Origin of the sequence: Bowmanella denitrificans, from assembly GCF_002887595.1 — a bacterium.
Classification (GTDB): Bacteria; Pseudomonadota; Gammaproteobacteria; order Enterobacterales; family Alteromonadaceae; genus Bowmanella; species Bowmanella denitrificans.
Window position 1 is genome coordinate 23,824 of sequence record NZ_PEBU01000006.1, and the last position, 19,078, is coordinate 42,901.

Below are 19,078 nucleotides of genomic sequence, written 5' to 3' on the forward strand. Positions count from 1 at the left end.
GTCACAGACCAATGCTACATTGCCTGCCTTGACAATGTTTTAAGGCTTTTCATGAGGTCGTCGGTTTCGCAGATTTTTGCCCGGGGTATGTTGTTCAGTCTGCCACTGGCTATTACCTTTGGCGCTTTGTACTGGTTTTTCAATTGGTCAGAGTCGTTGCTCAGTGTACCGCTTAGCTATTTGTTGCCACAAGGCTGGTATGTACCCGGAATGGGCGTGGTTTCGGGCCTGGCGATTATCTTTGTGCTGGGCATTCTGGTTCAGCTTTATCTGGTCAAACATTTATTTCATTGGTTTGAGTCCTTGCTTGAGCGTATTCCTCTGGTGAAAACCCTATATGGCAGCGCTAAGGACATTCTTAAGCTGTTTTCCGGCTCCAGCCAGGACGAACTACAAAAGGTGGTGTTAGTTACCCTGCACGACGATATTCGCATGATTGGTTTTGTTACCAATGAACAGATCGATTTCGCCGCCGACCAGGATGTTATTGCCGTGTATGTGCCTCTGAGCTATCAGGTGGGCGGACATTTACTATATTTGCCGCGCAGCCGCTGTGAACCATTGGATATGCCAGTGCAAAAAGCCATGCAGCAAGTGCTGACGGCGCACATCAGCCAGGCCAAAGTGAAGAAGCCATAATCAAAGCCATATAGCTGGCGGCTGAAACATGCCTAGGCAAAGCTGTGGCAGGCCTGTTACAATTCACATCGGCTTGTTATAAAGCCAAAGGCCAAGGGGTGCCACCTCCGTTGTCGGAGCAAAAGGCTGAGATGCGACCGCAGATACTGCGGCTAAGCAAACCCTTACACCTGATCCGGATAATACCGGCGTAGGAATGGTTGCAAGGTTTTCCTTCTGAATTTGTCCCATTGACCTGCCGTTAGCCCGGATCTTTTCCAGCTGTGATGAGAAGATCCAATGAAAATACGTTATTCCCTACTTTCTGTGGCGATTGCCATCGCCTGTCAGCCATTAATGGCCGAAGAAGCAGATACTGCTGTACAGGCCGTTGAACATATTCTGGTCACATCAGATTTCTCGGTTCGTAATCTGCAAACCCTGCCTGCCAGTGTGTCAGTGGTGGGGCAGCAGGAAATCACTGCCCGCCAGGCACAGCATTTAGAGCAGATTTTAAATGTGGCACCCAATGTTAATTTCAGTAGTGGTGCCTCGCGCGGGCGTTTTGTGCAGATCCGCGGGATTGGCGAGCGCAGTCAGTTTGCCGAGCCCATTAACCCTTCGGTTGGTTTTGTCATTGATGAGATGGATTTCTCTGGGATCGCCGCTATCGGTACCTTGTTTGACGTGCAGCAAGTGGAAGTGCTGAAAGGTCCGCAGGCCACCGAGTTCGGCGCCGCCGCCCTGGCCGGGGTGATAAAAATTCAGACCATGGAGGCGGGCAGTGACAGCCCTGGTCGTGTCAGTTTGAGTCTGGCTGAAAATAACAGTTGGTCAGCGGGCGTGGCCCAGGGCGGTGAGCTGACTGACAAGCTGCTTTACCGGGTGTCTGCCCAGCAATATAAAAGTGACGGTTTTATCGAAAACCTGCATTTACACAGAGATGACACTGGGCAGCGTGATGAATTGACCAGTCGCCTTAAACTCAAATACCTGGCCAATGACGATCTGACCTTGGCGCTAAACTATCAGTACTTTGATATTAACAACGGCTACGACGCTTTTACCCAGACCAATGATGGGAAAACCCGCTCTGACCAGCCAGGCTACGACAAGCAACAAACCCATGCTTTGAGTTTACAGGCTGACTGGCGCCTGGACTGGGCGACTCTGAAGGCTATTGGTACCTGGTCGGATTCCGAAATGGAATATGGTTACGATGACGACTGGTTGTATGACGGTTACCCCGGCGGTTACACCGCTTTTGACGCCTATGCTCGTGAGCGCGACACGCACAGCCTGGAACTGCGCTTGTCATCTTCTGCCTCTGCAAAGTGGTTTAACGGCACCACTGATTGGGTGCTGGGCGTTTACAGCAAAAACGTGGATGAAGTGCTGACCCGCGAGTATGACTATCTGGATGGGGTGTTTCGCAGTGATTATGAGCCGCAAAACCAGGCCATTTATGCGCAAACTATCAGCCAATTAAACGACAAAACCCGCCTGACGGTAGGGCTCAGATTCGACAAGTTTGATATTGAGTATGTTGATTCAGATGGCTTTGTGGCCAGTGTCAGTGACGACATGCTGGGCGGAAAACTGATACTTGATCATCAGTTGACTGAGCAAACCCTGGTTTATGCCGGCGTCAGCCGTGGGTATAAGGCCGGCGGATTTAACCTGGATGAACAGGTGAGCGCCGACAAACGCAACTATGCACCGGAATATAACTGGAACTATGAACTGGGTGTGAAAGGCAGCAATGTCGAGGGTGATCTGACCCTGCGCGTTGCCGGCTTTTACATGCAGCGCAAGGACACGCAAATCAGTGACTATCAACTGATACCTTCCAGCGGCCAGGCAGCGGAATTTATCGACATTATAGCCAATGCCGATATAGGCACTAACTATGGACTGGAAGTGGAAAGTCGCTGGCAGGTTAACGACAACCTGGGACTATATGCCAACTTGGGCTGGCTGCGCGCCAGCTTTGAAGATTACACCAATGCCAAAGGCGAGTATGTGAATAAGCGCGATCAGGCGCAGTCTCCTCGTTATACCTTTAATCTGGGCATGGACTGGCGACTGGCTGAAAACTGGCATTGGCATCTGGAAACCGATGGTAAAGACGGTTTTTACTTCTCTGACGGCCACAATGAGCAAGCCGATGCAGAGGTGTTGGTTCACACCCGCCTGAGCTGGCAGCACAATGACTGGACGGTGTCGCTGTGGGGACAAAACCTGTTCGACCGCGAATACCATGTGCGTGGCTTCTATTTCAACAATGAACCCGAAGACGGCTACGACCAGGATAAATCCAGGTTATATACCCAGTTAGGGGATGGTCGCCTGCTGGGTATCAGTGTTGATTATCTGTTTTAATTTATTGTCCCGGCAGGGACGCCGGGTATTTGCCAGGGCGGCAGGTTTGTCAGGAATATTTATATGAAACTGGTTGCAGAAATTTCCCTTTATCCCTTGGCCGATAAATACATTGCGCCTATTCAAACCTTTATTGACCGTATTAGTCAGTACCCGCAACTGGATGTTGAAACCAGCGCAACCAGCACCCGCATCAGTGGTGACTATCTACCCACTATGGAGATTCTGGCCAAAGAAATGCAGCGCAGTCATCAGGAGATTGGCCAGGCTATTTTTGTTTGCAAATTCTTAAATGGTGATGCCATGGGTAGCGGTCGGTAATGAACTGGTTATCTGTTGTCGCTCAGCAATGGGCTGCTCAGTCAAACTGGGAGTTACTGGCGGTGGTGCTGGCGCTCGGTTACGTATGGCTGGCCGCCAGACAAAGTATCTGGTGCTGGCCCTGCGCTTTGGTAAGTACAGCCATATACAGCTGGTTGTTCTGGGAGCATACCCTGCCACTACAGACCCTGCTTAACCTGTATTATCTGGTTATGGCCGTGTATGGCTGGTGGCATTGGCGGGCCATGGCGGATACCGAGCCCTGCCAGGTACAAAAACGCAGTGGCTGGTATCACCTAGCGGCGGTGCTACTGCTGTTGCCTTTGTCGCTGGCCATTGGCTGGAGTCTGAAAAGCTACTTTAATAGCGAACATTTGTATGTGGATGCGCTGGTGACGGTATTCAGTTTGTTCACCACCTATCTGGTCACGCAAAAAGTGCTGGAAAACTGGCTGTACTGGCTGGTTATTAATAGTTTTGCTGCCTGGCTTTATTGGCAAACCGGTTTGTATCTGACAGCGCTGCTGTTTGTCGGGTACCTTGGCTTTGCCCTGTATGGCTACATTAAATGGCGCAGTAGTTATCTGCAGGACCCACATGCTGTCGGCTGAGCAGGTCATTGAGTTACAACAGCAGGGCTGGATACAGGCTGATTACCACCTGACAGAATTATTTGACGGCACGGTTAACCGGAATTTCTGTCTGACCTCAGGTCAAAAACGTTTTTTTCTGAAGTTGTTTAGTCAAAGCGGCGGTGATCGTCAGGATCGGCGTCGCCAGTTTGACCTTCAGCAATGTATTGCCGCACATGGCATGGCGCCAGAGCCCTTGTATTTATCTGAGCGGCACGATTTTATGCTGGAAGCCTGGCTGGAAATACAGGACCTGGCGTCCGCCAGGCTAAACAAACCGCAAAAAATACAAAGGTTGGCCGAGCGCCTGTTTGCTATTCATCAGCTACCCATAGATTGCGCTGATTTGCCGCTGGTGGACGACTGGCAACATTATATTCAACGCGGCGCAATTCAGGATCGCACCCTGCTGACACAGGTTGAAGAACTGAGTCCCCGGTGGCTGGCTTTACCTAAGCCGGTGTTTTGTCACCATGACTTGTGCCTGGCCCACGTCTGCCTGATGCCACAGCGGGTTTGTCTGGACTGGGAGTATGCCGCCATGTCTACCCCTGCCTATGATATAGCGTCCAGTATTTTGGCCGAGGGGCTGGATGCACAGCAGGGCAGGTGGCTGAGTGACAGCTATGCCAAAATCAGCAGTACCTGTGCAACTGCGCTCTGGCAAGAGGCGCAGCAGATGCGGCCCTTTGCCGAGTTAACTAACCGGCTTTGGCACCTGGCTCATCGCTAGGGGCTGTTTATCTTTTCAGTATAGATTTTGTTCAAATTCAGCCCCTGGTGCTTATCATCCGTCGCCGGTTTCCAGCGACATAGGTTGTAACTGAAAAAAGCTATCCGGCGGCGTACTGCTGTCGGTGTATTGCATTGCCCATGTTGCCAGACTTTGCATCGCAGGTAACAGATCGGCGCCTTTGCGGGTGAGTCGGTATTGATAGCGTACCGGCTGCTGCTGATACGGCTGCTTGTCGATAATCCCTTCATTTAATAACCGTTTTAAACGTGCAGCAAGAATATTGCTGGGAATATTCTCCTGTTGGCAAAACTCTGAATATCGCCTGGCACCCCCTAGTAAATCACGAAGCAGCAGTAGTGACCATTTGTCACCAACAAGATTGAGAGCCTGAAAAAGCGGACAAGGTTTATGCATGGTTAGGCGCATTTATTGGTTTTCCTTATTATAAAATCGTCACTTGCAAAATAAAAGTTAGTGTTGCTATTCTCTTTTAACTTTCAAAATGCAAGTTACTTAAGAGGATATATGCTGGGCGATTACCAATGGAGTGAGCAAACCTGCGGCAGGCTGTCAAAATGGGACAAGCTCAGACTGCTTGGCTTGTTGGCAAAGGCTAAATGCATGGAACAAAGTTCCAGAATGGCGGTTAGCTTGCGGCTGAGATCTGTGTTGCAAGATGCTGGCGAAAACTGGCTTAACCTGCCGGATTCGCAACTGGTCAAGCAAACTGAGGAAGAGGCTGTTGCCCTATACAGTGCGCCGATGCTGGCCCATTGTTATCGCACCTATTTTTTTGCCCAGCTGTTTGCCCGCTATTATCAGCTTAAAGTGGACAGTGAATTGCTGGCTGTCAGCAGCCTGTTGCACGATGTGGGATTGTGCTCGCCTTATTCAGAACAATGCAGCCATACAGGATTTCAAATCATTGGTGCTCGCCATGTGCAACAGCGTGTTCAACAGGCTGGTTATTCGCAGCATAAGCAACGCCGAGCCTATGAAGCGGTGAGTTTGCATTTAAATCTGTATATCAGACCGAAGCCGCAATTTGCAGAAGCAGCTGTATTGCAAAGAGGCGCTATCTTGGATGTGATTGGTGCCAACCGACATTTGTTTGCGCCGGCGCTGCTGGCCTGGGCGCACAGGTTTTATGCAAGAGATGGCTTTCGGGCTGATATTCTCGATACTATGCAGACTATACCCCATGCGCCACATTCCCATGCTGGATTTTTAGGGCGTTGTGGCTTTGCCGGGCTGGCTGCCGCCAATCCCCTGGACACGTAACCTCTGGACAACATTTGCGCATTTGGAAAATGAGATGCAGATAAATGCTTTACCTTTAACTTGGCATGGGTATAATGCGGCCTCCATTGCAGGGGCGTAGTTCCAATTGGTAGAACAGCGGTCTCCAAAACCGATGGTTGGGGGTTCGAGTCCCTCCGCCCCTGCCAGTATTCAAAGAAGCCTGTCCAAGTGACGGGCTTTTTGCTTTTTTGCATCGAAGAAATGCGGCGGCGGGGTGAGAACCCCCATTGGGGTTAGACATCTTTGCCGGGAGCTATACCAGCTCCAATAGTTATTTGTTCATTCAGAGCAGCCCTTAAAGGCTTAGAGCAAGGCGCAGTTTCGCAGGCATAGTTGGTCCTACGTCAAGGCACTGCAACGCAGATATAAGCCTTTAAGGGCGCTTCCTTTGGACGAGTCCAAAATGCACGCTAACGACGTTTTTTGCGTTCGATTTAGCCCCACTAAACCTACACGCAAGAGCCTTGTTATCGAGCATTTTGGCTCTCGCTGAAAGAACAAATAACTATTGGAGTTGGTATTGATGTACCGCTTTAGTGCCGCTTGCGGTCAGGTGCAAGGAGGCACCTGAGGAAATCCCTCCGCCCCTGCCAGTATTCAAAAAAAGCCTGTCCAAGTGACGGGCTTTTTGCTTTCTAACAAGTAGCGTTTACAGACGATGATACGCTGGATTTGCCGTCTTATTACCCGTAACAATTATCGACGCTGGTTTGACTCTGATGGTAAGCTAGCCCTCCTATGACGACACTGACACCATATCAACAAGCCGTACTGACTGAACTGGGTATCGTTCAGTGGCAGCTACGCACTAAGCCTGATGCTGCTGAGATTGGCACGCCGACACACAGTGGGGCGGATGCTGCACAGCTGTCCCCATCCGGACAATCTGCGCCAAGAGCCAGCGCCGAGTCTGCCATTGCCAGACTGAAACAGGCCATGCAAGGCAGTACCACCGCCATACACAGTCAACCTGAGCCTGTTCAGGTAAGTGCGCCTACAGCGCTATCTGTGCCTGATACTAAGCCCATGGCTGAGCCTTTGTGGATAGCTGATAGTGAGCCAATGTTCAGCGATGTGCTGCTGGCGCTAAATTGGCCCGAAGGGCTAGGGTCTCTTCGTTGGCAACAAGCAGATGAGTTTAAGCTGGTGGATGGGATACTGTATTGTCCTGCGCCAGCCGCCCTGGCAACCGATAGCCGTCTTAAACGCCGCTTATGGCAGCTTCTGCAAGCATGCTGAGTTTCCTTGCCTTAAACAGCGAAAACTACCAACCGGCTTTTGCTTTGCAGGTGGCCTGCCATAGCCATCCCTGGTCAGAGGCCACCTTCGCCAGTTGTCTGGATGGTCAGTATTTTGCCTGGCAAATGGAAGAGAATGGTGAGCTGGCCGGGTTCTATGTGGGGTTGCAGGTTTTGCAGGAAGCCACACTGATGGATATCGGCATTGCCAGTTCACACCGGGGGAAGGGGCTGGCTAAGCCCTTGCTGGAACATTTTTTCAGCCAATGCCGCGATAAAGGCATTGATGAGGTATGGCTTGAGGTGCGGGTATCTAATCAGGCGGCAATTGGTTTGTATAAACAGTATGGCTTTGTACTGATTGAGCGGCGTAAAAACTACTATCCCTGCGAGGAAGGGCGCGAAGATGCGCTGATTATGAAGCTAAGCTGGGAAAACGCCTGATTGGACCAATTCCTGGTCTTTCTGTTGCTGATGCGGCCAACCGCAATTTCCTCTCTCTCGTGGGCGACTTTACAAGCACTTTAGGCTACAATCCGCGCCTTGTTTTTAAACTGTTTCTACCCGGCGATACAGAGTGCCGGAGCCAGGAAGCGGTCTGATATCAGCCAAACAGCAGCAGAGAGTCCCGTGGCCAGCAAAGCTTATCTAGAACAACTGAACAAACGACGCACCTTTGCGATTATCTCGCACCCGGATGCCGGTAAAACCACCATCACCGAAAAGGTCCTCTTGTTCGGAAATGCCATTCAAAAAGCCGGTACTGTGAAAGGGCGTGGTTCTAACCAGCATGCCAAATCTGACTGGATGGAGATGGAAAAAGAGCGGGGCATCTCGGTCACCACCTCGGTGATGCAGTTCCCTTATGCTGATTGCCTGGTTAACCTGCTGGATACCCCTGGACACGAAGACTTCTCCGAGGATACTTATCGCACCCTGACCGCAGTAGATGCCTGTTTAATGGTGATCGATGCGGCAAAGGGGGTGGAAGATCGTACCCGCAAATTGATGGAAGTGACCCGTCTGCGCGATACACCCATTCTGACCTTTATGAACAAGCTGGATCGCGATATCCGCGACCCCATGGAATTGCTGGATGAGGTGGAAACCGAACTGAAAATCGCCTGTGCGCCGGTAACCTGGCCTATCGGTTGTGGCAAGGAATTCAAAGGGGTTTACCATATTCACCGTGATGAAAGTATTCTGTACCAGTCTGGTCAGGGCCATACCATCCAGGCCGTGCGCATTGTAAAAGGGCTGGATAACCCCGAGCTGGATGCTGCCGTTGGCAGTTCACTGGCCGGGCAGTTGCGTGATGAACTGGAACTGGTGATGGGGGCCTCTCACGAGTTTGATCAGGCCGCTTTTCTGGCCGGTGAACTGACTCCGGTATTTTTTGGCACTGCCTTGGGTAACTTTGGCGTCGATCATATGCTGGATGGCCTGGTGAAGTGGGCACCACGCCCGCAGGGCCGTCAGACTGATGTGCGCGAAGTCAGTGTTGAAGAAGAAAAGTTCAGTGGCTTTGTGTTTAAGATCCAGGCCAATATGGATCCTAAACACCGCGACCGTATTGCCTTTTGCCGTATCGTATCTGGTCGCTACGAAAAGGGCATGAAACTGCACCAAACCCGTATCGGTAAAGATGTACGTATATCCGATGCCCTGACCTTTATGGCCGGTGACCGGGAAGCGGTGGAAGAGGCCTTCGCCGGCGATATTATTGGTTTGCACAACCATGGCTCGATTCAAATAGGTGATACTTTCACAGAGGGCGAAAAACTTAGATTCAGCGGTATTCCTAACTTTGCCCCTGAGTTGTTTAAACGTATTCGTTTAAGAGATCCGCTTAAGCAGAAGCAATTGCAAAAGGGCCTGATCCAGCTGTCTGAAGAAGGTGCGGTACAGGTATTCAGGCCGCTTATTAATAACGATCTGATTGTCGGTGCGGTTGGGGTATTGCAGTTTGATGTGGTGGTGGCCAGGCTGAAGGCTGAATACAACGTCGATGCGATTTATGAGCCGGTTAACGTGTCAACCGCGCGATGGGTATATTGTGACGATGCTAAAAAGCTGGATGAGTTTCGTCGTAAGGCCGAGGTGAATCTGGCCCTGGATGGCGGCGACAACCTGACCTACATCGCACCCACTATGGTGAATCTGTCGCTGGCGCAAGAGCGTCATCCGGATATCAAGTTCCATAAAACCCGCGAACATTCTTAAGCCGCTGCTATACAGGATGATAAAGACGATGAACATATACGAACTAATACTGGATAAATTCAAGCAAGCGTTGGCGAAAGTGGGTGCACCAGAAGGTGCTCAGGCACCATTGACGCGCAGCACCCGTCCTGAGTTTGGTGACTACCAGTTTAATGGAGCCATGGCGCTTGCAAAAGTATTGGGCCAAAAGCCACGGGATATCGCCGAGAAGATTATTGAGGCGGTGGAGCTGGATGGCATTGCCAGCAAACTGGAAGTGGCCGGTCCGGGCTTTATTAATATTCACCTTTGTAGCCGATGGCTGGCGGCCCAACTGGATAGCGCCGCCCAGGACCCGCGTTTGGGCATTGAAAAGGAAGCCGCCAAAACTGTGGTGGTGGATTACTCCTCGCCCAATTTGGCTAAAGAGATGCATGTTGGCCACTTAAGAACCACCATCATTGGCGATGCCGTGGTGCGTATCCTGGAATTTATGGGCCATAAGGTGATCCGTCAGAACCATATGGGCGACTGGGGAACACAGTTTGGTATGTTGCTGGCGCACTTTAGTGATCAGCTTCAGGAGCAGGTTGCCGAGACGGCCTTGTCGGATCTGGAAGACTTCTATCGTGCCGCTAAAGTGCGTTTCGATGAGGAACAGGGCTTTGCTGACCGTGCCAGAGACTATGTGGTTAAACTACAAGGCGGCGACAGCCAATGTCTGAAACTGTGGCAGCAGTTTGTGGATATCTCCATCGCCCATTCTGAAGAGGTTTACCAGAAGCTGAACGTGACCCTCAAGCGCGAAGATATTATGGGTGAAAGTGCCTACAACGCGCGCTTGCCAGGCATTGTCAGTGCCTTAAAAGAGCAGGGCCTGGCCGTGGAAGATCAGGGTGCACAAGTGGTATTTATCCAGGAACTGGCGGACAAGGAAGGCAACCCGGCGGTGTATATCGTGCAAAAATCCGGTGGTGGCTACTTGTACTCCACCACCGATTTGGCCGCCATGCAATACCGCTCTTTTGAACTGGGGGCTGATCGTATCCTGATCCTGACCGACGCCCGTCAGGCGCTGCACTTTAAACAAACCGAAATTGTTGGCCGCAAAGCCGGTTTTATCCGTGAACAAACCAGCTATGAACATTGTCCTTTCGGCATGATGCTGGGCAGTGACGGTAAACCCTTTAAAACCCGCACCGGCGGCACAGTCAAACTGGCTGAGCTCTTGGACGAAGCGGTGGAGCGCGCATCAGCACTGATTGCAGCCAGGGACAGTGAACTGAGTGCCGATGAGATGAGCCAGGTGGCACAAAAGGTCGGGATTGGTGCGGTTAAATACGCTGACCTCAGCAAGAACCGCACTACAGACTATATGTTCAGTTGGGACAGTATGCTGGCCTTTGAAGGCAATACCGCACCTTATTTACAATATGCCTACACCCGAGTGCAGAGTATCTTCCGCAAAGCCGGCGTGGATGCCGCAAGTCTGACGGCAAAGATTCAGTTGTTGGAATCTCAGGAACGCGCATTGGCATTGCAGCTTAGCCAATTTGTTGAAGCCATAGTGCAGGTTGAGCGCGATGCTACTCCACACGTGTTGTGTGCTTATCTGTATGATTTGGCCAGTCAGTTTATGAGTTTCTATGAAGCCTGCCCAATTTTGAAAGATGGGGTGGAAGATGACGTGCGTAACAGTCGCCTGCAACTGGCCGGGTTAACCGCCAGAACCTTGCACACCGGCCTGAATTTACTGGGTATTGATACCCTCGAGAAAATGTAAGCCAGCTCTCTGAACGAGAACCCATAAAAAACGCCGGTACAGCACCGGCGTTTTTTGGTTTTAAATCATCGGCAACAGCCGATGATCTTTGTGTTTATCAGAAGCTATATTTAACCCCTGCAGTGTAAACACGGCCATCAATATCATATAACTTCATGGAGGTGGCACCTGTATCAGCGGTCCAGCCCAGGTTATCGTCAATGGATGGATCTTCGTCGGTTAGGTTACGCACACCCACAGAGATCTCCAGGCCGTCGATACCTGTCCAGATAGCGTTGATGGAGTGCATATCCCAGGCGGCGAAACGGCCTTTGGAATTGGCTTCCATGCTGTCGATCCAGTTGTAGCGGTAGTTCACTGCAAAGTCACCGATACTGTACAACAAGTTAAAGTTGGCACGGTTTGCCGGATACTCTTCCATGCCTTCACGCTCAATGACTGTTCCTACCAGCTCATCTTCGTATTTGGCAATATGAGACCATTGAATTTCTGGCGCGAAGCTACCGTATTCAGTGTCAAACTGATACTGCAGACGCAGATCCATACCTGTCACTTCACGGTAGCCCAGGTTGGCATTGACGTTGATCAGACCGCAGTTTGGCGCTTTTTCGGCAACACACAAGGTGATAGACCCAGGTATACCATTGCTGCTGGGGGCGCGGTTGATGACTACACCTGCCGGTAGGTTGCCTTCTTGCTCAAGTTTGAAAAGATCCTCAAACTCAGGTGAAGTGACCAGACCTTCAATTTCTACATTGTAATAATCTAGGCTGACCAGCAGTTTGTCGATTGGCTCAAGCACCAGCCCCAGATTGTAGGATTCGGACGTTTCCGCTGCCAGTTGCAGGTTACCGCCTGTGTAAGTTTCTACCTGTGCTTTGGGACAATCTTTATCGCTGATACCCTGGGCGCGACAGCGGGTCAGATCCTGTACGCCTTCGAAAGATTGCTGTGGCTTGGCGTACAAGTCAGTCAGGTTCGGTGCTTTAAAGCCCTGACCATATGAAGCGCGAACCTTTAACCACTCGGCTACCTGATAACGTGCGGCGATTTGCGGCGACACTTCAGAGCCAAAGTCACTGTAGTCGTCATAACGTACGGCCAGGCTGATATCAAAGTCATTGGTTACCGGCAGCTTGGTTTCGGCAAAAGCCGCCCAGCGGTCACGGCCGCCACTGGCGGAGTTGCCGGCAGAGCCTAAAACATTCTGAGCTTCACGATAGGAGTCATAGATATCCTGGTATTCTTCATCGGCAAATTCTGCCCCGGCCGCCCATTGTACGGCACCACCAGCCAGGTCAATCGGCAGATCGCCACTAAAGCTGGTTTGTACAGACCAGTAGTCTGAACGTAAATCACGGGACAACGTCGCGCGGCTGGCAGCTATAGCGGCCAGATGCTTGGGATCGCTGGACATAGGGTCAACATAGTTATAGTCGCCACTTGCCACCAATGCTTCAATATTGGACGTCAGCACATAGTTATTACCAGCCTCTGAGCCACGGTAGTCGTATTTACGTACGCTGACATCATAGTCCACTGCACCGTCAAAAATAACGCCATTAAAACCGGCTACCAGATCCATCTCTGTGACATCCTGACTATCATCGCGCGGGCCGTGCGCGACAAAACGGTGATACAGGATAAAATCTTCCCCAACCGGGTTGATGGGGGCATCGGCACCGACCAAGAAACCGCCGATGGCCGGAGCGAAACGACCGGAAGACTCCATTCTGGACAGCCTTCCTTCAAAATACAGTTGGTGGTTTTCCCCTAAGTCGCGACGGGCGTCGACAAAGGCTGAGTAACGCTCGGTATCCATGGTGGAGTAGGAGATATCGCTGTAGATATATCCGCAGCCTTCACCCGGCACATCCAATGGGTTTCTCATCTTCATATAGAAGCTTTCGTCACATTCACCCACAATAAATGCGCGTGATTGATCCATTGTCAGGCCAGTGTTGCCGCCGCCATTGGCACCGGTTACATCGACTCCATCAATAGGGTAGCCGTCTGAATCTTTCACATTCAGCTTCGAATAGTCGCGGTCACGATCGGCAATATGATCTTTCTTGGTGTATTCAAAAGAGAACAGCACGCTGGATTTATCATTAGATGAACCCGTGGTGAATTTTACCGACTTACGATCAGCACCATCGCGGCTGGGCGCTTCAATGGCAGCATCGATAATGCTGCCATCAAAGTCACTCTTCATAATAATATTGATTACCCCACCAATGGCATCCGCACCATAAATGGCAGAGGCGCTGTCGGTCAGAATTTCGATATTCTGCACGGCCGACAGAGGGATAGAGTTGATATCGACAGAGGATGAACCGGTAAAAGGGTTCCCCGGGACGCGGCGGCCATTAATCAGCACCGCGGTTCTGTCTGCCCCCAGGCCTTTCAGGTTTACCTGGGCGATAGGGCCAAAGCTGCTACCGGAGCTTTCACGGTAAGAGCCCATGGTATTGTATGAGGTGGAGCGGATAACATCGGCTACGTTTTCAAAGCCTGCTGCTTCAATGGCGTCGGCGGTAATCACAGTAACAGGGCGCGGCGCGTCCGATACCGTGGTGGCAATGCGCGAGCCGGTCACCGCGATTTTTTCTACACTTTGTTCCTGTTGAGCCTGAGCCATGGCCTGGGTGGCAAATGTGCTTGCCACACCCAGTGTCAGCGCCAGATTAACTGAACGAGACAATCTGGATTGCTTTTGCATGTGTTAGTTCCTTTTCTGTATTTTTGTATTTAGATGTCCGAACGCGGACGAAGAAGAGGCAAGCGGCGCTGTTTATTACCGCTGTCCTTTACCCGCCAGCAATGGTTTATGACTAGCGACGGGAACTGCTGAGAAAGCAGTGGCGGGACTCTAAAGGGGCTTTTATTTGGATACAAGCGACAAAGACAAATTGTAACAAATACAAAATCTTAGTGTCGATTTTTGGGCAGTTGAATCGCGTTGATGGCTGAATCTTTTTTGTACCTATCGCCTTGCTGCTGAGGTTGGGCGGCGCTAAAAACAATCCAGAGATACAGGCTGGGATATTTATTGTGCTCGCAGGTCGATTTGACCATCTGATTGAACTGTTTAAAGTTTGCAAAACCATAGTGATTAGCTATTTCTATATAACTCAATGAATTAGTTGGAACAGCTTATGTGGTTTAGGCGTAGTCATGCCGATGACGTCGTTCATGCCATTCATCAGACGCAGGCGGTTATCGAATTTTCACTGGAAGGTATTATTGAGACTGCCAATCAGAATTTTCTGCAATTAATGGGTTATCAGCTAAAAGAAGTGCAAGGCAAGCATCATAAAATATTTGTTGATGCGCAAACCGCCAGCAGTAAAGCCTATCAGGAATTCTGGGCACAACTTCGGGCTGGCAAACCGCAAACGGCAGAGTTTCGGCGTATTACCAAGTCTGGTGCCACGGTGTGGATCCAGGCATCTTACACCCCCATTTTCAGAAAAGGTAAGATTGAGCGAATCGTTAAATTTGCTACAGACATTACCCAACAGGTTTTAACGCGAGCCAATTATCAGTCACAACTGGATGCGATTCAGCGTGCCCAGGCGGTCATTGAATTTGATCTGGACGGTAAAATCCTGCATGCCAACGACAACTTTCTATCCTTAATGGGCTATACCCTGGCAGAAGTGAAAGGCAAGCCCCATGCTATGTTTGTTGATCCGCATGAGGCGGCATCACCGGCATACCGGCAGTTTTGGCAGCGACTTCGTGAAGGGCGCTATCAGACCGCAGAGTACAAACGCATTGCCAAGGGGGGCAGACCTGTTTGGATCCATGCCACCTATAATCCGATCCTTGGACCGGACGATACGCTGTTAAAAATAGTGAAGTTTGCCAGTGACATCACTGAAGAAGTGCAAAAACGAGAGGAATTTAAATTACTGTCGCTGGTGGCCAATGAAACAGATAACACGGTGATTATTACTGATGTGGAACGTAAAATTCTCTATGTAAATAATGGCTTCAGCCGTATGACCGGTTATGTGCAAGAGCAAGCGGTAGGGCAGTTTGTCAGGGATATTCTGGTCGGCCCCAGAACCGACGACGTAACGCGTCGGCGTATTGTCGATGAATTGTCAAAACCGGCAGCGTTCTACGATGAGATAGAAATACATCGGCATGATGGCACATCACTCTGGGTGTCTGTTACCAGTAATCCTGTGCATGCGGAAGATGGCAGCCACAATGGTTTTATTGCAATTCTGGCAGACATTAGTGCGGTAAAAACCACGGCACTGGACTATCAAACCCGCTTTTTAGTTATTAGTCGTTCCAACTTACTGATCGAGTGGGACAATAACGGTCAATTGCTTGAGGTAAACAACTACCCTAGAGAACATTTTAATGTCGACAATCAGTTATTTGCTAAAGCAATGGGAAACTGGGCAGGCTGCTTAAATACTGAGCAACGTCGGTTTTTAGCAGAGAAAGACCTGGTTTCGGCTGAAGTTGCGGTGAACCTGAATGGTCATGGCTATGTTATTGCTGCCACATTCGGACAAATTCGCACCGTCACCGGCGAACCAAACAAAGTGATTATGTTTGGTACTGATGTGAGCGAACGTCAGGCTGTTGTTAAAACCAGTGAGCAAGTGATGGAACAATTGCTGCAATCTGGTCTGCGCATCAACCAGATGGTGGCCAGCATTAATGCCATTGCTGACCAAACCAACTTGTTGGCGCTAAATGCCGCCATCGAGGCGGCCAGGGCCGGCGAGGCCGGCCGAGGGTTTTCCGTGGTGGCCGATGAAGTACGTAATCTGGCCGCCAAGGCAGGCAGTTCGGCAGGGGAAATAAACCAGGTTGTTAGTACCAATCAAACCTTGCTGAATGACTTGTCAGATACCTTGAAGTTGCTGAATCGGCGTAATTAATCCACCACAAGCGGACTATTGTCTTATCTTGGCCAGTAATTCTGCGGTTTTTTCCTGCATCAAGGCTGGATTACCGCGGCTTTCCACATTTAAACGAATCACCGGTTCGGTGTTGGACTTGCGCAGATTAAAACGCCAGTCGGCAAATTCAACACCTATGCCATCTGTATAGTCCAGCGCCAGGGCATCGGCCTGATAAGCGTCCAGCACCTTTTGCAAGGTGGCGTCGGCATCAACTACCACGCTGTTTATTTCACCAGAGGATGGGAACGCCTGAATACGTGCCTCAACCAGCTGTGACAGCGGGGTACCCGTGGTGCAGATAAGTTCAGCCACTAATAACCAGGGCAGCATACCTGAATCACAATAGGCAAAGTCACGGAAATAATGATGCGCGCTCATTTCTCCGCCATATACCGCATCTTCCAGTCGCATGCGTTCCTTAATAAAGGCATGGCCGGTTTTGCTTTTAACCGGTCGGCCCCCTGCATGCTGAATGATATCCTCTGTATTCCAGTAGACTCTGGGGTCAAAGATGATAGCTGCCCCAGGGTCTTTCTGTAAAAAGGCCTGTGCCAGCAGCCCGACTATATAGTATCCCTCGATAAATTGACCTTTTTCGTCAAATAAGAAGCAGCGATCAAAGTCGCCATCCCAGGCGATGCCCATATCGGCATTATGCGCTTTTGCCGCTTCGGCTGTTTGGTCGCGACATTCCGGCAATAACGGGTTGGGAATGCCCTGTGGAAAGGTGCCATCCGGTTGGTGATTGATTTTAATAAATTCCACCGCGCAGCCAGATTGATGCAGGGCTTTTTCAATACAGTCAAGGGCTGGTCCGGCGGCACCGTTACCTGCATTGACCACCAGTTTCAAAGGCTTAAGATGGTTGGTATCAATGTAGCTCAACACGTGGGCGGTAAATGCTGTTTTGTTGTCTTGTAACCGATAGCGGCCACTGGCAAGGAGCTTTTCCTGTGCCACGCAGCCATGCCCCTGTTCAAAGCTACCTTCTAACGGGGTAGTTGCATAGCCAGCCAGGGCGGCAGCAACCACATCTTGTGCATAACTTTCAGCCAGCGTCTGCACGTCAAACAGGCCGGTATCGCCGCTTATGGGACGCGAACCTTCGCGCACCAGCTTCATACCGTTATAGTCGATGGGATTGTGGCTGGCGGTAACCACAATGCCGCCGTCCTGATGTAAGTGGCTGGTGGCAAAGTAAATCTCTTCAGTACCGACCAGGCCGATATCGGTCACCTCGGCTCCGCCGTCTATCAGGCCTGCACTTAAGGCAAGTTTCAGCGGTTGTGAACTTAGGCGTACATCACCCCCTACCACCACGGATTTGGCTTGCAGGTGCTGGGCAAAGGCGCGGCCGATACGATATGCAATGAACTCATCCAGTTGCTCTACCAACTTGCCGCGAATATCGTAAGCCTTAAAACAGTGCATTTTCATCCGCCGTTATCCTTCTTTTTGTTCCGTGCGGCCATACCGGTCTGAAAAACGCACAATATCGTCTTCACCAACATATGAACCAGACTGCACTTCTATCAGCTCCAGCGGAATCTTGCCGGGATTTTCCAGACTGTGCACAGCACCGATGGGAATATAGGTGGACTCGTTTTCGGTGAGCAGAAATGTCTGGTCATCACAGCTGACCCTGGCGGTACCCGCCACCACTATCCAGTGTTCGGCTCTATGGTGGTGCATTTGTACGGACAGTTTCTCGCCCGGTTTGACACAAATGCGTTTAACCTGAAAACGACTACCCTGATCCAGTGAATCGTAGCTGCCCCAGGGCCGGAACACTTCGCGGTGAAATTCAAATTCCGGGCGTTTTTTCGCTTTAAGTTTGTCTACTACCTTTTTAATGTCCTGTACCTGGTCTTTGTGTGCTACCAATATGGCATCCTTGGTTTCCACTACCACCACATTATCTATGCCAACTAACGCGATCAGTCGTTGTTCGGCATTGACGTAGCTGTTATGTACGTTTTCCAGGATTGCATCGCCTCGTACCACGTTACCTTTGGCATCTTTTTTCTGCACTTCCCATAAAGACGACCAACTTCCCACATCATTCCAGCCGGCATCCATTGGCACAACAGCGGCAGCGTCGGTCTTTTCCATGACTGCATAATCAATTGAATCTGAGGGGCATGCAGCAAAGATGTCATTGTCTACACGGACAAAATCCAGATCCTGACTTTCACTGGCAATGGCCTGACGACAAATATCGACAATCTCCGGTGCATGCTGTTCCAGTTCTTGCACGTAGCGGCTGGCCTTGAACATAAACATACCGCTATTCCAAAGGTAAGCGCCGGAAGCGAGGTATTGTTCTGCTGTGTTAAGGTTCGGTTTTTCCACAAACTCGGCCACGGCGAAACCATCGCTGCTTTGTATGGCGTCACCCCGGCGGATATAACCATAGCCTGTATGGGCGCAAGTGGGCACAATGCCAAAGGTAACCAGTTTGTTTTGTCTGGCTAGCTGTTCTGCCTGGGATATGGCCTGATGGAAGGCCGGAATATTTTCAATTAAGTGGTCTGCCGCCAGTACCAGTAGAATCGGATCTTCCCCTTTTTGCGTGGCATGCAGGGCGGCAAGAGCGATGGCCGGAGCGGTATTCCTGCCAACAGGTTCAAGCAGAATGCCGTCATGGTGAATCCCGGCCTGAAGCAACTGTTCGGCCACGATAAATCGATGCGCTTCGTTACACACAAACACCGGGGCATCATGCGCCAGACCGTTCAGTCTTGTCAGGGTATCCTGCAGCATGCTGTGCTCTGATGTCAGGCTTAAGAACTGCTTAGGAAAGGCCGCCCGGGATTTAGGCCACAGACGACTGCCTGTTCCGCCAGCCATAATAATGGGTTTCATATGTGATCTTCCGACTTGATTTTTTACAAGCATAACATCGGCTTGTTGCCAGGGGTATAGGGCTG

14 protein-coding genes, 1 tRNA gene, 2 pseudogenes and 1 riboswitch are annotated in these 19,078 nt (G+C 50.6%); of the genes and pseudogenes, 13 read left to right on the forward strand and 4 right to left on the reverse strand.

Annotated features, from left to right (window positions below):
• Positions 1-51 precede the first annotated feature (51 nt).
• The 5 genes from CSR04_RS12100 (at position 52) to CSR04_RS12120 (ending at position 4,686) form a co-directional block, all read left to right on the forward strand.
• On the forward strand, positions 52-639 hold the full coding sequence (locus tag CSR04_RS12100) for a DUF502 domain-containing protein (RefSeq protein ID WP_102796571.1): 588 nt from the start codon (positions 52-54) through the stop codon (positions 637-639).
• 84 nt (positions 640-723) lie between these two features.
• Positions 724-853: riboswitch (TPP riboswitch) on the forward strand.
• A 65-nt stretch (positions 854-918) separates the two neighbouring features.
• Complete coding sequence (locus CSR04_RS12105; RefSeq protein WP_102796572.1) at positions 919-3,000, forward strand: TonB-dependent receptor; 2,082 nt, start codon at positions 919-921, stop codon at positions 2,998-3,000.
• Positions 3,001-3,063: 63 nt separating this feature from the next.
• A complete protein-coding gene (locus tag CSR04_RS12110; RefSeq protein WP_102796573.1) occupies positions 3,064-3,321 on the forward strand; it encodes a hypothetical protein in 258 nt (85 codons plus the stop codon).
• A complete protein-coding gene (pnuC, locus tag CSR04_RS12115; RefSeq protein WP_102796574.1) occupies positions 3,321-3,932 on the forward strand; it encodes a nicotinamide riboside transporter PnuC in 612 nt (203 codons plus the stop codon). The genes CSR04_RS12110 and pnuC overlap by 1 nt, the downstream gene beginning before the upstream one ends.
• Positions 3,919-4,686 carry a phosphotransferase gene (locus CSR04_RS12120; protein ID WP_172449344.1) on the forward strand — a complete coding sequence of 256 codons (768 nt, stop codon included), beginning with the start codon at positions 3,919-3,921 and terminating at the stop codon, positions 4,684-4,686. The genes pnuC and CSR04_RS12120 overlap by 14 nt, the downstream gene beginning before the upstream one ends.
• Before the next feature lie 54 nt (positions 4,687-4,740).
• Here the strand turns inward: CSR04_RS12120 and CSR04_RS12125 are convergent, their stop codons facing one another.
• Positions 4,741-5,115 carry a winged helix-turn-helix transcriptional regulator gene (locus CSR04_RS12125; protein ID WP_216362562.1) on the reverse strand — a complete coding sequence of 125 codons (375 nt, stop codon included), beginning with the start codon at positions 5,113-5,115 and terminating at the stop codon, positions 4,741-4,743.
• A gap of 99 nt (positions 5,116-5,214) precedes the next feature.
• Here CSR04_RS12125 and CSR04_RS12130 point away from each other — a divergent pair, with 99 nt between their 5' ends.
• From CSR04_RS12130 to argS, 6 genes are all read left to right on the forward strand, one after another.
• On the forward strand, positions 5,215-5,970 hold the full coding sequence (locus CSR04_RS12130) for an HD domain-containing protein (RefSeq protein ID WP_102796576.1): 756 nt from the start codon (positions 5,215-5,217) through the stop codon (positions 5,968-5,970).
• A 90-nt stretch (positions 5,971-6,060) separates the two neighbouring features.
• Positions 6,061-6,137, forward strand: a tRNA-Trp gene (locus CSR04_RS12135).
• 592 nt (positions 6,138-6,729) lie between these two features.
• Positions 6,730-7,230 (forward strand): hypothetical protein, encoded by a 501-nt coding sequence (locus CSR04_RS12140; protein ID WP_102796577.1) that lies wholly within the window; start codon positions 6,730-6,732, stop codon positions 7,228-7,230.
• Entirely contained in the window at positions 7,224-7,673 is a 450-nt protein-coding gene (rimI, locus tag CSR04_RS12145) for a ribosomal protein S18-alanine N-acetyltransferase (protein ID WP_102796578.1), read from the forward strand. The genes CSR04_RS12140 and rimI overlap by 7 nt, the downstream gene beginning before the upstream one ends.
• Positions 7,674-7,859: 186 nt before the next feature.
• A complete protein-coding gene (gene prfC / locus CSR04_RS12150; RefSeq protein WP_102796579.1) occupies positions 7,860-9,452 on the forward strand; it encodes a peptide chain release factor 3 in 1,593 nt (530 codons plus the stop codon).
• A gap of 28 nt (positions 9,453-9,480) precedes the next feature.
• Entirely contained in the window at positions 9,481-11,214 is a 1,734-nt protein-coding gene (gene argS / locus CSR04_RS12155; RefSeq protein WP_102796580.1) for an arginine--tRNA ligase, read from the forward strand.
• A gap of 97 nt (positions 11,215-11,311) precedes the next feature.
• Here the strand turns inward: argS and CSR04_RS12160 are convergent, their stop codons facing one another.
• The gene (locus tag CSR04_RS12160; RefSeq protein ID WP_102796581.1) at positions 11,312-13,936 is read right to left on the reverse strand and encodes a TonB-dependent receptor plug domain-containing protein; all 2,625 of its coding nucleotides are present in this window, start codon (positions 13,934-13,936) and stop codon (positions 11,312-11,314) included.
• A gap of 436 nt (positions 13,937-14,372) precedes the next feature.
• Here CSR04_RS12160 and CSR04_RS25510 point away from each other — a divergent pair.
• A pseudogene (locus CSR04_RS25510) lies at positions 14,373-15,470 on the forward strand (PAS domain-containing protein); the annotation flags it as partial.
• Positions 15,471-15,869: 399 nt separating this feature from the next.
• Positions 15,870-16,124: pseudogene (locus tag CSR04_RS25515) on the forward strand (methyl-accepting chemotaxis protein); the annotation flags it as partial.
• Positions 16,125-16,139: 15 nt separating this feature from the next.
• On the opposite strand, the gene CSR04_RS12175 reads toward CSR04_RS25515, so the two are convergent.
• Both CSR04_RS12175 and CSR04_RS12180 read right to left on the reverse strand, forming a co-directional pair.
• Entirely contained in the window at positions 16,140-17,585 is a 1,446-nt protein-coding gene (locus CSR04_RS12175) for a phosphohexomutase domain-containing protein (protein ID WP_102796584.1), read from the reverse strand.
• Positions 17,586-17,591: 6 nt separating this feature from the next.
• Entirely contained in the window at positions 17,592-19,013 is a 1,422-nt protein-coding gene (locus CSR04_RS12180) for a mannose-1-phosphate guanylyltransferase/mannose-6-phosphate isomerase (protein WP_102796585.1), read from the reverse strand.
• Positions 19,014-19,078 lie beyond the last annotated feature (65 nt).